This window comes from Neisseria weixii (assembly GCF_002327085.1).
Classification (GTDB): Bacteria; Pseudomonadota; Gammaproteobacteria; order Burkholderiales; family Neisseriaceae; genus Neisseria; species Neisseria weixii.
This window is the reverse complement of the sequence record NZ_CP023429.1, coordinates 2014910-2027815: the sequence shown is the minus strand read 5'-3', so window position 1 is coordinate 2027815 and position 12906 is coordinate 2014910. Positions and strand designations below refer to the sequence as shown.

The following is a 12906-nucleotide window of genomic DNA, read 5'->3' as shown; positions in this document are numbered from 1 at the left end:
GGGAAATCTAATTTCAGGTTGGAATAACCCCTATGAGAAGAAGCCGTTTAAGCCAGTACAAGCAAAACAAACTGATTGAACTGTTTATTGCGGGTGTTACTGCCCGTACTGCAGCTCAATTAGCCGGTGTTAATAAAAACACGGCAACCTATTGCTTTCATCGTTGCGCGTACTGATTTTCCATAACAGCCCGCATCCGGAAATGTTTGATGGCGGAGTAGAAGTTGATGAAAGCTGTTTTGGCGGACAGCGCAAAGGCAAACGCGGTTGCGGTGCAGCCGGCAAAGTCGCTGTATTCGGGCTTCTGAAGCGCAACGGCAAGGTTTGCACCGTTGCCGTGCCCAATACTTTATTGCCGGTAATACGTGAGCAAGTAAAGCCTGACAGTATTGTTTACACTGATTGTTACAAAAGCTATGACGTACTTGATGTGAGTGAGTTTAGCCACTTTCGCATCAATCACAGCACTCACTTTGCTGATCGGCAAAATCACATCAACGGGATTGAGAACTTTTGGAATCAGGCAAAACGCCGCTTACGTAAGTTTAACGGCATTCCCAAAGAGCATTTTGAGCTGTATTTGAAGGAATGTGAATGGCGGTTTAACCACAGTGAAATAAAAGTTCAGATTTCTATTTTAAAACAATTAGTAAAGCAGAATTTATTCTAGTTATCTAGTACAGCCCCAAAAATAATATAATCTCCTGAGTTAAACCCTAGTCGATTTAATAAGTTTATCCCTACATTTTCCATAAAAGGATCAAACCAAGCAATTTGGGCATTAGGATGTTTATTTATTATTTTTTTCAACCATGCAACTAAGTCAAGCCGACTTTCGCCATTAAGTACCAATTTAGGGAAAAAGTGTGCGTCAGTTGATTGTGGTAACACTGTTTTTAGATAGCGGGTAATTTCAATATCAGAATCGAACCATGGATCTTTCTTATCGTTACCAACTGAAAATTCAGAACAATGATTAGTTAACCTTTCTATGGATGTGAAGCTTTTAGCTTTATTTAGAGATGAATTTGGTAAACCTTTTTGTAACCAAGGATCATTTTCGGTATTTGAGATATTTGATATAACATTGCTCTGAACTTGTATTGAACGTACTAGTGGATGCCCTTCTTGGGCTAATATCGTAATATTGGAATCACTTTTTTCAAATAATTCAAATGTGTAAGAGTCAAATATCTCATTGCAAGATTCATTTATGTGAAAGTCTAAATTAAATGGATAGTTAGTTATTTTAAACTCTTGTATTGATGTAAAAAGTAAACTATCGCCATTAAAAAGTTTTAATATAGCAACTAAAGAGTGTTCAGATATTTCTTCAAAAATTTCTAATGTATTTTTTTCTTTAAATCTAAATGGAATTTTGGTTTTTCTTGACTATTAAGACTAGGGCAAAAAGAAACTCTAAATCTCCAAGTCTCCAAGCATCAATACCACCTATATCTAGATTTTCACCTTTTAACTTTTCATTAATCAATTCTAGAATTTTCTTGCTTCTTGATATACCTAATATGTTCCAAAAATTTGTTTTTTCTAATAAACTAATTGCTGCACTATCATAGCTAGCATCAGAGTTTGGGCTAACTTTAGAGGTATTCCAGACGTAATTATCTCTTGGAGGTAAATGCATGACCGGTCTAATGCAATACGGAGGTGAAAGCTTTAATGAATCAAAAATTTCTTGCTGTTTTTCAGCTATATCCACCAAGATTTTTTCGGAGGCTTCTAAAAATGAGTTTCCTTGAAGCAAGCTGGTAATGAATGTATTTAAATTTTCTGCGGATGTAGTAAGCTGAAAAGAAATAATTCTAGCTTTTAATTCCCCGTTAATAGAAACCATTTTATTATGTTTAGATAAATCTGATATCCACTGATTATTTTGAAAATCATATGGGAGCACTCTACCATATAGCAAGCGGTAATCTACTTGAGATTTTTCTTGTAACTCTAAGCCCAAGCTTGTAAACAAATTGATTCTTGACCATGAAATAAATTATTCATTCTTCTATCATCAAGAATATGTTTATTAAATTCATATAGCATAAATATTTCTTTCTAATTTCCCAACAAAAAATCCCCAATATGCTGATGCACAATGCCATCAATATTTTCCTGCCAAAAATCATCCATGGTAATCACATATTTCGGGTGGTTATCGGCAATGGCTTGTAGGGGCGAAAACTCTCGTTCAACGGTTTGTGCATTTTCTAATTTATAGGCAACTTGAATATAGAGCTTTTCATTTTGCTTTTGTGCCACAAAATCAATTTCTTTGGTGCCGAGTTTGCCGATATATACCTGATAACCACGGCGTTTGAGCTCGAGATAGACCAGATTTTCCAAAATGCCTGCAATTAAGCTGGTGCGAAAGCCCATTGTGGCATAAAGCAAAGATACGTCGCCCAAATAGAATTTTTCTTGGGTTTTCAAAATCTCTTTGCCTTTCACATCAAAGCGTTCTACTTGGTGCAAGATAAACGCACTTTCTAGTGCTTTGAGATAGTTATATACCGTATTTAAATCGACTTTGCGTTGCTGGCTTTTGAAATAATCGGCCACATTTTTGCCTGAAAATGTATTTCCGATATTGTCAAACGCATATTTCACAATGCGCTCCAATAGTTCAACGTCACGGATTTTATGGCGTTGCACGGTATCGCGCAAAATCACAGACGCATAAATATCTTGAACGATTTTATAGGCAACTTCTTGCGGATAATCCGCCGTATGCACCATGGGGAAACCGCCTTTTTGCAGATACTCATTGAAAAGTGTGGTTGAATTTTCAATGTTTTCTTGTGAATAAGCTGCTTTAAAATCCAGAAACTCTTTGTATGAAAGCGTGAAAATCGGAATTTCTATATAACGCCCTGCAAGATAAGTGGAAAGCTCGGATGACAACAAATGCGAATTAGAGCCGGTGATGTATAAATCCAAATTGAAATCTACCATAAAGGCATTGACCGCTTTTTCCCAGTCGGTAACTTCTTGGATCTCATCAAGCAGTAGATAATATTTCTCCGCTGTTTGGATTTTTTCTTTAACTAAAGCGTAGAGCTTCTCGGCGGTTTTGTATTCACTGAATGCGAAGCTTTCAAAATTGATATGAATGGTGTTTTGCTCATCAACACCTTGGGAAATCAATTCCGCTTGCAATAATTTCATCACCGTTGATTTTCCTGAACGGCGAATGCCTGTAATGACTTTGATTAAAGGGGTATCGATAAAAGGCTTGAGTTGTTGGAGATAGTTTGGGCGGTTAATCATAGTAAAACCTTTTGGGTATATTCTTAAATTAAGGTTGATTTTATTATTTTATTCTGGTTATAACCATAAAAACTTTTTATTTAGCGGTTTTTTTTAGGGTTATGTTTTGGTGGGGAAGATTTTTTGCGGTTTTATTTATTCAAGAATCAGTGCGCTTTAACCTAAATGTCTTTTTGACACCGGTTGGCACAGCTTATATTGCTGATTACAAATAAGCAGGCCGTTTGAAAATTATGTTTTCAGACGGCCTATTTATATTCAAGCCTTTCAAATCACCCACTGATAAAGCACAATCATCAACGGCATACTCACCACACACAGCAGGGTGGTGATGCCGTAAATCGCGCTGGCTTTTTGCGGATTCTTTTGATACAGCACCGCCATTTGCGTGACCGTAGCCGCGGAAGAGCTGATGGTGGCGAGGAAACTGATGAGTACCACGGTTTGGTTGTGATTGTTTTGTTCGGCGAGGCCGAAGAGCTTGATCATCACCAGCAACACCAGCGGCATCAGAATCAGGCGCAGGAAGGTGACGAGGTAGATGCGTTTGGAGGTGATGATTTCCTTCAAAGGCAGCGAGGCAATCAGCATACCGGCAATCATCATGGCAACCGGTCCGATCATGCTGCCGACGTTGGCCAGCGCGTTATCCACCACGCTTGGCAGTTTGATTTGAAAGGCAAACATGAATAAACCGACGGCGATGGACAAAATATTGACGTTGGTAAAGATTTTTTTTACCGACATTTGGCTGCGTCCGGCAAACATCACGCGCAGGTGCGTCCAGAACAATACGGTTTGCACAATCAAATAGCCTGCGGTGTAAATCAGCCATTCTGCGCCGAATACGGCCAGCACCACCGGAATAATCAGATTGCCCGCGTTGGTGTAAATCACGGCGGCTTGTTCCAGAATATCCAGCTTGAAGATTTTAGCCAAAAGCTTGCCCAGCACAATCAGTGAAAAGCTAAACAGCAAAGCGAGCTTTACCGAAAGCCACAAACCATCAAGAATTTCGGGTGTGTAATCGACTTGGAAAGCGTGAATCATCACCGCCGGGCTGATGAGGTAAAGGGTAATCACGGAAAGCGGGTAGCTGTCGGCCGGTTTGAGCAGTTTGAATTTCACCAAGGCAATGCCCATCAGCACAATCAGCGTGAGTTGGGCAATTTTTTCGGCGAGCAGCAGGGAAGTTTCCATGAGAATATTGATAGGATATGAATGGATTAGGATTTTACGCCTTTGTGATGGGGGCGACAAATTGTGTTGCCTTTTTGCATATTCATGAAGGCCGTCTGAAAATAGAAACGGCTGCAATAAATGCTTTTCCAGACGGCCAGAGACCTTATATATTGCGCCCCATGAAAGGGGCATTTTTAACCAACGTAAAGCCCCTTTAACAAAGGGGCTTTATTCATGTGCATCGTATTCTACACCGTCAATCCCGAACCGCCGACTATTCCAAAGTCGTTCATCGTGCGTATCTTCAAAGAAGACGGCAATTCTTCCCATTGCCTTAAAACCGTTAATTTCCCCATCTCTTCGCCTGACCGAATTTGTAAAACCCAAAATGAAGCCAATGAATACGGCAGATTATCCGTTCGTGAAATCATGAGTAAGGAAATTTCATAATGATGAACAAGGAAATCAAGAAAGCGCGTGTGGCCGCCTTTGGCGGCGGCAGCGTAAGCGACGCGCCAAAGGCGGATACATGCGCGCCGATGGCGCCCCCCTTATCTAACAGGGGGGAGCAGAAACCGGAGCGGCTTTGAGTACCGAACAGGAAACCTTTGAAAATACACCACCTTCCTGACCGATTCGAAAGGCCGTCTGATTGAAGTTCCTTTGCGTCGCGGCAAAGCCAATTCTGCATTCATCGACCAAATCAGCTTTTCCGTTCACGAAGACACCTTTTCCCTGCTCGCCGGTTATCCGTTGGTTGCCGATGATGAATACATCATTCGCGCGTCCATGATTCTGACCGATGTTTTCGGTTTCGGTATTTCCGAAAAAGCCAAGCATTCGGGTGGCCGTTTTTATGATTCGTGTTGGTTGATGGGTACCGATAATGCCCAATATGGCCGCGTCCATTTCGGCGGTCAAAACAATACTATGCTGATTGAGATTACCGCCACGGGCTGCAATGCCGCTTTAGACGGCTGGGAATCACGTCTGTACCAGTTCATTACGCAGGCAGTCCGCCCAAAAATTACCCGTATCGACATCGCCAAAGACTTTTTCCAAGGCGAATACACACCCGAACAGGCCAAAGCCGACCGTCTCGCGGGTAAGTTCACCAACCACCATATGATGCCCGACGGGGAATCGGTCGGCACGGATTGGGAATCCAATAACGGCAAAGGAAAAACCTACTATGTAGGCTCCCGTGAATCATCCAAATATGTCCGCGTTTACGAAAAAGGCAAACAGTTAGGCGATAAAGCAAGCCAATGGGTACGTTTTGAAATCGAATTCAAAGCGAAAGACATTGTGATTCCGTTTGAAGTATTAACCGTTCCGGGCGAATACTTCGGAGGCGCATACCCGATTTGCGCCCAATTTCAGGAAAAAGCAAGGCGCATTGAAGCCGTTGAAAAGAATCTTGAATTGACTTTTGAACGCTGTATCGAAGTGGCTAAAAACCAAGTTGGCCGCGCCATCAATGCCGCCAAATCCATGTTTCCGCATAAAGACCGTTCGGAAATTTTGGCTATGTTCGAAGCCGACCATGATTTGCTGCCCAAACGCTTAAATCCCGAAGTTTTTACATGTACCGAAAACCACGCACCGGCCATACACGATAAGCCAGAAGGCAGTGTGTGGCTCGGCGAATCCGCCCAAATGCTGCTTGAAATGGCCATTGAGCAAAAACGCAAAATGACCAAGCTGATTGAAGCCAAGCACGAACAAGATTATCTGAATCTGATGTATGACCAATACGCATACAGATTTTAAAAGGCAAAACGCTGCCGCCTGAAAGTGTAGCGTATTGAATAAGGAAACCATCATGCAAATGCAAATTCAAGGCCAAATAATGGGCGCAAAACGCTTTAACGGCCAAATCGACGGTAAAACCTTCGACTACTGCCGCGTTATCGTGGCCACACCGCTGGACAGCAGCCAAGGCAACGCTTTAGGCAGTTCCGCCACCGAATACGATTACGGCGGCTCTATTAACTTCGAACAATTCAAAAGCCTGACATTTCCGTTTGAAGCAGTTTTGAACGTTGAACTCGTAACCAACGGCAAAAGCCAGAAACTGAAAATCTTAGGCTTTCAGTCCAAAACTCCAAACAAAGGCTAAACCATGACGATTACCCGCGTTTACATTGTTCAGTCACGGGAAACGGGCGACTTCCTTTATCCGTCTGATACGGGTGATGTGGGTCATACGCCGTTTGTCAACGAAGCCGGATATTTCTACGACCGAAACGAAGCGGTAGAAACCGCTTTAGAAGAAATCGGGATAACTTCATTGTCTTTGGATTTTTATCCGAATTTTAAAAATTCAGACTACAGGTGCGGTCTGAATCATCGAAAAGCACCTACTCCAGTTTAATTTTTTAACTCATTAAAGGAAAAATATCATGCAAATGATGAACACCTGCCGTAAATACGGCTCAAAATTGGCGGTTGTTGCCTCTGCCCCTTTGGCTCTGGCCACTTCCGCTTATGCTGCTCTGCCTGATGGAGCAAAAGCAGGTATTGAAGCCGCTAAAGCTGACGGTCTCGAAGCAGGTTGGTTAGTGGTCGGCGTATTCGCTGCTTTGTTCGTGATTGCCATCGTTAAACGCTTGCTTCGCTAACAGGTAATCAAAATGTACTACCAAGTTGGAAATAAATGTCTTGAGCAAAACCAAGCTGAAAACGTCTATTTTAGCTTGGTAGTACCTCAAATAACCCAAGACGGGCAAATCCTACAGCCACAATATAACGGCTCTGCATGGACACTCAACGGCCAAACACTCAAAGCAGCATTACCGCAATGCAGCCTGGCCGACAATCTGAAAAGCGGTCTTGAAACAGGCTGGATTTTATTCGGTGTCATGGCTGCTGTTTATTTTGTATCCATCACAAAAAGGCTTTTCACATGATGGACTACTATTTCTTTCTCGGCCTGGCCGTTCCGGTTGTAATGGCCTTTGTACTGTTCAAAGACTGATACCGCCGATTATGAAAACATGCTAAATTCACACTTTCGACAACAAAACAGTAACCAACGTTAGAAAGTGGGGTTTGAGATGTTTTATATTTCTGAAGAAGAACTGAAATTCAAAAAGGATACTAATCCTGAATATTTAAATGAAAAATTGTGCCATGTTTTCATGAATGAATTATCTAAATTGAATGAAACTTATCCAATTGATGACTTCACTTCAATTGTTAAAAAGTCTGCACAATTTTATTTAAATAGAACCTATCTAGATGATATGGTTGTTTTTTTTGAAGATGGTTCTCTTCTGAAATTCAAATTTTTAAGTAACGGATTTGAATGTGAAGAACACTATGATTCTGAAATTTCGACAGCTTTTTACTATAGCCGTTATTCTATTAGGGTTTAGTTTTTCTACTAATGTATTGGCGGAAGAAATTATTGTCCAAGATAAAGATGGCAGATTAAGAGTTTTAGAGAAAACTCGGTCAAACGGAATTAGAACTTGGCGATTTTTAGACGGTGGTGCTGGTGGTAATCTTTTTTATCATGATTCAGTAACCGAATCTATGCCAGTTCGCTACGCTCCGACAGGCGATCGTTCCACGTCAAAAGTACCCGCCAAACTAACCGCCTCTGTCTCCCGCCAAACCGTCTTAAATAGCGCATTCAGCATTGCTAAGGGCGGTGCCCGTATAGCTACCCGGGCTTTTCCTCTCTTCGGTAACGCATTGCTTTTAAAGCAAGCCTATGATGTCGTCAAAGGCGACATCGAATCAGCCGGTTATAAATATAACGAAGTATCTGACGAATTTGAAAAATATTACGATGGCGCCTATTGCACACCTGAAAATTTATGCGTGGGTTTAGACTCATCTGTTATTTCAGCCTTAAGAAAATCAGGTACACAATCTCAAAAAGATGCCGTAACTTACGTTGATATGCTTGTTGAAAAAGCTGCTCAAAAAGACTTTGCACAAAAGAAACAAGATCCAGATTATAGACTTAAAGACCATTCTTTCCAGTCTTGTAATACTAGTCATCAGGGGCTAATTGTTATGTTTACAGTTCTAAGGATAGGTTAAGGTCTCCTTATGTTTTTACTTTAAAAGAGTTTCAGATTTCTGAAACTTTAACGCAAGAAGAATTTTTGAAACTCGCCACAGGCTCAATTGACAGCCGTCCAACCCCATTTGTAGAAGGTTCAGGACGTCCGGATTACAAAGAAGAATTAAGCGTAAGCCCTACGACAGTAACCATTGAAACTAAAGACGGCCCTGTTGTCATTAGCTTTGGCCGTGACAAAGACGGCAAAACAAATGTTACCGTAAACATTACAGGAACAGGCACAGGAACAGGTACAGGTACAGGAACAGGAACAGGAACAGGTACAGGAACAGGTACAGGTACAGGAACAGGTACAGGCACAGGTACAGGCGCAGGCACAGGTACAGGCACAGGTACAGGCACAGGTACAGGCACAGGTACAGGAACAGGTACAGGCACAGGAACAGGTACAGGCACAGGAACAGGTACAGGTGGCCAACTTGGCAAAGACGGTAAAGACGGCGTTGACGGTAAAGATGGCAAAGACGGCAAAGATGCCGAACCGCAAGGCTTACTTTGTCAGATTTTTCCCGATATTCTCGCTTGCGACAAAATGGGCAAACCGCAAGAAGGTATGTTTGACGACATAAAAATACCGCATGTCACAGACGAAAAAACATGGTCGCCTGATAACTTTCTGCCTCCTAACGGCGTTTGTCCCAAACCTAAAACATTTCATGTTGCAGGTCGTCCCGTCCAATTGAGTTACGAACCGCTCTGCGAATTAATGAGGCAAGTCCGCTTTGCGGTATTGCTCGCATTCACAATCATGTCGGCCTTTATCGTTTTCGGCTCTTTAAGAAAGTAAGAAAGGGGAAATCATGCCAGCATTAGCCGGATTGATTCCATTATTTGGAATTCTTTTAAAACTTCTGATTGTGCGCATTATCATCGCCACCGGTTTAACCTTTGTAAGCTATGGCGGTTACATCATTGCCTTAGACCAATTTAAGCAATATACCCTAAATGCCATCAGTTCCATGCCTGACGATATTCTGAATCTGCTGCTTATCGGCGGATTCGGGCAAGGCTTAGGCTATCTTTTTGGTGCATTCTCTTTCTATGTCGGCATGGCTGCATTGAACAAACTCACTTTTGTTTTTCCAGGTGGTAACTGATGATTTATTTGTTTACAGGCAACATGGGCACACAGGCAAAACTTCGCGCGTCGTTGCCATGATTCTGAACAACGAAGACGGCTTGTTCAAAATGAAACTGGAAGACGGCACCGAAGTAGACCGTCCACTCTACTTCTGCCATATCGACGGTTTGGATAAACGCAAATTCAACGCGCATGAACTGACAGAAGAAGAAATCATGTCCGCACCATTGCGGGATATTATTCCGCAAGGCGCGGTGCTGATTGTTGACGAAGCACACTACACCTATCCTGTTCGCGCTTCAGGCCGCTCTGTGCCGCCCTATATCCAAGAGTTAACCGAACTGCGCCATCATGGCCATACCGTTATCTTGATGACCCAACACCCTAGCCAGCTTGACGTATTTGTAAGAAATCTCGTATCAAAACACACCCACCTTGAACGCAAAGCCGTGGGCATGAAACAGTATTCTTGGTACAAATGCGTTACCGCTTTGGATAATCCCGCTGCCGTTACAGGCGTTGAATCCTCAAGCTGGAAACCGCCGAAAGAAGCGTTTAAATATTATAAATCATCCAGCCAGCATCAAAAGTTTAAGAAAAAAGTACCTGTCGCGGTTTGGGCATTGGTCGGAATTTTTGCTTTCATGGCTTGGAAAGGTTTTAACGTCTATCAGATTTATCAAAAAGGCACAGGGCAACAGGAAACGCAGATTGTATCAACGGAAACAGTCAATCAACCCGAAAAAAACCAAGTTCCTGAAAATACAAATCCTGTCGATAAATATGCGCCTGAATTGGCAGCTTCATCAGTTCCTGAAAAACCGCACTTGAGCCAAGAAGACTATGAGCCGCGTATACAGGGAATGCCGCATACCGCCCCTTTGTATGACAATTTAAATAAAGTCGTCCAAAGCATGCCCTATCCGGTTGCTTGTGTGAGGAATTCAGACAAATGCACCTGTTATACAGACCAAGGCACACCTATTCACGGTTTTGGTAAAGACCAATGTATTGACTTCGTTCAAAACGGCATTTATAACCCGTACAAAGCCCCTAGGCAGCTTGACAGCCCCGAAACCATAAACAAAGCCCTTGATGGCCTAGAATATAGACAAGAATCGCGTATTTATGCTTTGACAGGCGAAAGCCCGCCAAACCTCATGTATGACGGTTATGTAGAAGCCGGCAAACAGTTCCAGCAGCGTGGTGGTGTGGTTGGCGGTTCTTAAACCGAAAGGCCGTCTGAAACTTCAGACGGCCTTATTATCGTGGGTTATTGACTAAACAGCATGATTAACGCTAATATAGCGCGTGTATCAACCGATACAGTCAAAAGCAGTTTCCCGAATCGAAAGGTTATCTGCATTTTTAAGTTCCTGTAGGTTTGTTTAAAACTGGCAGGAACAGCAAAATCCCCTAGTTCGCGCTTGGGGATTTTTGCTTTGTCCCCACCGCTCGGCTTGTCAATTGTCAAATCTAAGTCATCTCAAAATCCTTTCATGTTTCGTTAATCTATCCGCCCTGCTCAGGATTGTGGAGCCGGGAGGGGCTGAACTGCCAGTGTAGGCGTTTTTTTATATGTCAGTCTTGCTTCGCTTGGTCGGGGTGCGATTGGCCAAAAACAGCCCATACCCAAAAGATAGGGGGAAGGTTTGTAAAGATTCGGAGTGATTTTTGCCGAATCTTTATGAATACCCCCTATCTTTTGGGTATGGGCTGTTTTTAAATCGCAAAACCACGTCCAAGCGAAGCAAGACCGACATTAAAAATTCTGCGCCGGAACGGGTCGCTTCTGAAACTTATAAATAAACCTACATATTCAAGATTGCAATAAAAACCCGATACCGTTAAAATTCCTACGCGGTTCGGATTAGCTGCCCGAACCGCAAAACGTCCAGCTTGAAGAGACCAAAGCCAAAAGGCTGTTGCAAAGATTAAGCGGACGTTTTTTGTTGTCTGAAAATTGGGTAGTATCAAAGAACACACGCAAGTGTGAATCTGCATAGTAAGGGAAATTATGAGAAACGCCGTAGGCTTGGATATTTCACAAAAGACATTTGACGCAGCGGCCATAGTCAACGGCCACACGAAGCAAACCGCATTTGAAAACAATGCCGACGGCTTCGAAAAGTTTAAAAAATGGCTGGACGCATTCCATAGTGAAGACCTGCATATCTGCATGGAAGCCACAGGAAACTACTTTGAAGACGTGGCCGACTACATCGGCCAGTTCTACACAGTGTCCGTTATCAACCCTTACAAAATCAGCGAATACGGTAAAAGCCGTTTCCACCGCACAAAAACAGACAGACAAGATGCCAAACTCATAGCCGAATACTGCCATACCGCCATGAGTAAAGATTTACCCGCACGGCAAAAAATCAGCCATGCCCATTACCGCCTGAAACGCGTATTGACACTGTATGAACAACTGAAAGCCGAAAAGACGGCACAAATCAATCGGCAGAAAGTAGCCAAAGACGAATTTGTACGCCAAATGCATCAAACCCAAATTGAAGAGCTGGATAAACACATCCGGCTTGTAGAAGCAGAAATTCAAACCATCGTCAAAGACGATTCAAATTTAAAAACCGTTTCAGACAGCCTTCAAACCATCCCGCCATCGGCAAGCTCACCGCGGCCATACTCACAAACTATCTGCTTAGCGGCGATTTCAAAACAGCCAACCAATTTACAGCCTTTGCCGGATTGAATCCCCAAAAGAAAGAATCAGGAACCAGCGTCAAAGGCCGTTCAAGCATGACACGCTACGGAAACAGACGACTAAAAGCCGCCCTGTTCATGCCCGCAATGGTTGCACTCAATCGGAACTACTTCCCCGATTTCGTCAAACGCCTAGAAGCCAAAAACAAACCCAAAATGCTGATACTCGGTGCGCTCATGCGCAAGCTGATAGTTATCGCCTTTAATATCTACCGCAAAAGCGGAACTTACAATCCTGGACGCTACAAATCTGCCTGACATTTGCAGAAAATAACAAAGCTGTCTTTGTCCGAATGTCAAGCAAAAACAGCTTAAGCCGCGTTCGCTTTGCAAAAATTTAACATTTAAATGTTATGTGAAATCAGTAACTTGCAAAAATAATGAAAATATCATCTTGTCGTTCATAGTAGTATCTTTGCAAAATCCCCATCTTTGGCACATTTCTTCGTTATACGCTGCCCGAAAGCTTGCCTGTCTTGATGATATGTCTGCGCTTTCTGTGCTGCCCTCACTTCGAACTGTACTCAAATCCGGGGTT

The 12906-nt window shown here is 42.7% G+C and carries 11 protein-coding genes and 5 pseudogenes; 12 read left to right on the top strand and 4 right to left on the bottom strand.

The window, feature by feature from the left end; genetic code table 11:
• The first annotated feature begins 32 nt into the window (after nucleotides 1-32).
• Nucleotides 33-670: pseudogene (locus CGZ65_RS10305) on the top strand (IS1595 family transposase).
• On the opposite strand, the gene CGZ65_RS15225 reads toward CGZ65_RS10305, so the two are convergent.
• The 4 genes from CGZ65_RS15225 to CGZ65_RS10290 all read right to left on the bottom strand — a co-directional run bounded on the left by CGZ65_RS15225 (nucleotide 667) and on the right by CGZ65_RS10290 (nucleotide 4482).
• Entirely contained in the window at nucleotides 667-1329 is a 663-nt protein-coding gene (locus CGZ65_RS15225; RefSeq protein WP_378595838.1) for a VPA1262 family N-terminal domain-containing protein, read from the bottom strand. The pseudogene CGZ65_RS10305 and the gene CGZ65_RS15225 sit on opposite strands and share 4 nt — an antisense overlap.
• Nucleotides 1330-1366: 37 nt before the next feature.
• Nucleotides 1367-1984 carry a hypothetical protein gene (locus tag CGZ65_RS10300; protein WP_096295745.1) on the bottom strand — a complete coding sequence of 206 codons (618 nt, stop codon included), beginning with the start codon at nucleotides 1982-1984 and terminating at the stop codon, nucleotides 1367-1369.
• Nucleotides 1985-2070: 86 nt separating this feature from the next.
• Nucleotides 2071-3282, bottom strand: coding sequence for an ATP-binding protein (locus tag CGZ65_RS10295; protein WP_096295744.1), 1212 nt, complete (start codon nucleotides 3280-3282; stop codon nucleotides 2071-2073).
• A gap of 267 nt (nucleotides 3283-3549) precedes the next feature.
• Nucleotides 3550-4482, bottom strand: a complete 933-nt coding sequence (locus tag CGZ65_RS10290) for an AEC family transporter (RefSeq protein ID WP_096295743.1) — start codon at nucleotides 4480-4482, stop codon at nucleotides 3550-3552.
• A gap of 216 nt (nucleotides 4483-4698) precedes the next feature.
• On the opposite strand from CGZ65_RS10290, the gene CGZ65_RS10285 reads away from it, so the two are divergent.
• The 11 genes and pseudogenes from CGZ65_RS10285 (at nucleotide 4699) to CGZ65_RS10225 (ending at nucleotide 12626) form a co-directional block, all read left to right on the top strand.
• A complete protein-coding gene (locus CGZ65_RS10285; protein ID WP_096295742.1) occupies nucleotides 4699-4914 on the top strand; it encodes a hypothetical protein in 216 nt (71 codons plus the stop codon).
• A 213-nt stretch (nucleotides 4915-5127) separates the two neighbouring features.
• Nucleotides 5128-6237: a replication initiation factor domain-containing protein gene (locus tag CGZ65_RS10280; RefSeq protein ID WP_232507431.1), complete on the top strand. Its 1110-nt coding sequence runs from the start codon at nucleotides 5128-5130 to the stop codon at nucleotides 6235-6237.
• A 52-nt stretch (nucleotides 6238-6289) separates the two neighbouring features.
• On the top strand, nucleotides 6290-6586 hold the full coding sequence (locus tag CGZ65_RS10275) for a hypothetical protein (protein ID WP_096295740.1): 297 nt from the start codon (nucleotides 6290-6292) through the stop codon (nucleotides 6584-6586).
• 3 nt (nucleotides 6587-6589) lie between these two features.
• Nucleotides 6590-6786 (top strand): annotated as a pseudogene (locus CGZ65_RS10270) (hypothetical protein).
• 83 nt (nucleotides 6787-6869) lie between these two features.
• Nucleotides 6870-7088 (top strand): major capsid protein, encoded by a 219-nt coding sequence (locus CGZ65_RS10265; protein ID WP_096295739.1) that lies wholly within the window; start codon nucleotides 6870-6872, stop codon nucleotides 7086-7088.
• Between the two features lie 12 nt (nucleotides 7089-7100).
• A complete protein-coding gene (locus CGZ65_RS10260; protein WP_096295738.1) occupies nucleotides 7101-7376 on the top strand; it encodes a hypothetical protein in 276 nt (91 codons plus the stop codon).
• A 400-nt stretch (nucleotides 7377-7776) separates the two neighbouring features.
• Nucleotides 7777-8520: an IgG-binding virulence factor TspB family protein gene (locus CGZ65_RS10250; protein ID WP_157742771.1), complete on the top strand. Its 744-nt coding sequence runs from the start codon at nucleotides 7777-7779 to the stop codon at nucleotides 8518-8520.
• Between the two features lie 530 nt (nucleotides 8521-9050).
• A pseudogene (locus CGZ65_RS14310) lies at nucleotides 9051-9350 on the top strand (IgG-binding virulence factor TspB family protein); the annotation flags it as partial.
• Nucleotides 9351-9363: 13 nt separating this feature from the next.
• Nucleotides 9364-9660, top strand: coding sequence for a DUF2523 domain-containing protein (locus CGZ65_RS10240; protein WP_096295734.1), 297 nt, complete (start codon nucleotides 9364-9366; stop codon nucleotides 9658-9660).
• Nucleotides 9660-10873: pseudogene (locus CGZ65_RS10235) on the top strand (zonular occludens toxin domain-containing protein). Before CGZ65_RS10240 ends, CGZ65_RS10235 begins: the two are co-directional and overlap by 1 nt.
• Before the next feature lie 788 nt (nucleotides 10874-11661).
• Nucleotides 11662-12626: pseudogene (locus CGZ65_RS10225) on the top strand (IS110 family transposase).
• The last annotated feature ends 280 nt before the right edge of the window (nucleotides 12627-12906 follow it).

Bases quoted from the DNA above. Each gene is read 5' to 3' on its own strand.
- CGZ65_RS10290 (WP_096295743.1), bottom strand. From the start codon at position 4,482: ATGGAAACTTCCCTGCTGCTCGCCGAAAAAATTGCCCAACTCACGCTG.
- CGZ65_RS10240 (WP_096295734.1), top strand. From the start codon at position 9,364: ATGCCAGCATTAGCCGGATTGATTCCATTATTTGGAATTCTTTTAAAA.
- CGZ65_RS10275 (WP_096295740.1), top strand. From the start codon at position 6,290: ATGCAAATGCAAATTCAAGGCCAAATAATGGGCGCAAAACGCTTTAAC.
- CGZ65_RS10265 (WP_096295739.1), top strand. From the start codon at position 6,870: ATGCAAATGATGAACACCTGCCGTAAATACGGCTCAAAATTGGCGGTT.
- CGZ65_RS10295 (WP_096295744.1), bottom strand. From the start codon at position 3,282: ATGATTAACCGCCCAAACTATCTCCAACAACTCAAGCCTTTTATCGAT.
- CGZ65_RS10285 (WP_096295742.1), top strand. From the start codon at position 4,699: ATGTGCATCGTATTCTACACCGTCAATCCCGAACCGCCGACTATTCCA.
- CGZ65_RS10260 (WP_096295738.1), top strand. From the start codon at position 7,101: ATGTACTACCAAGTTGGAAATAAATGTCTTGAGCAAAACCAAGCTGAA.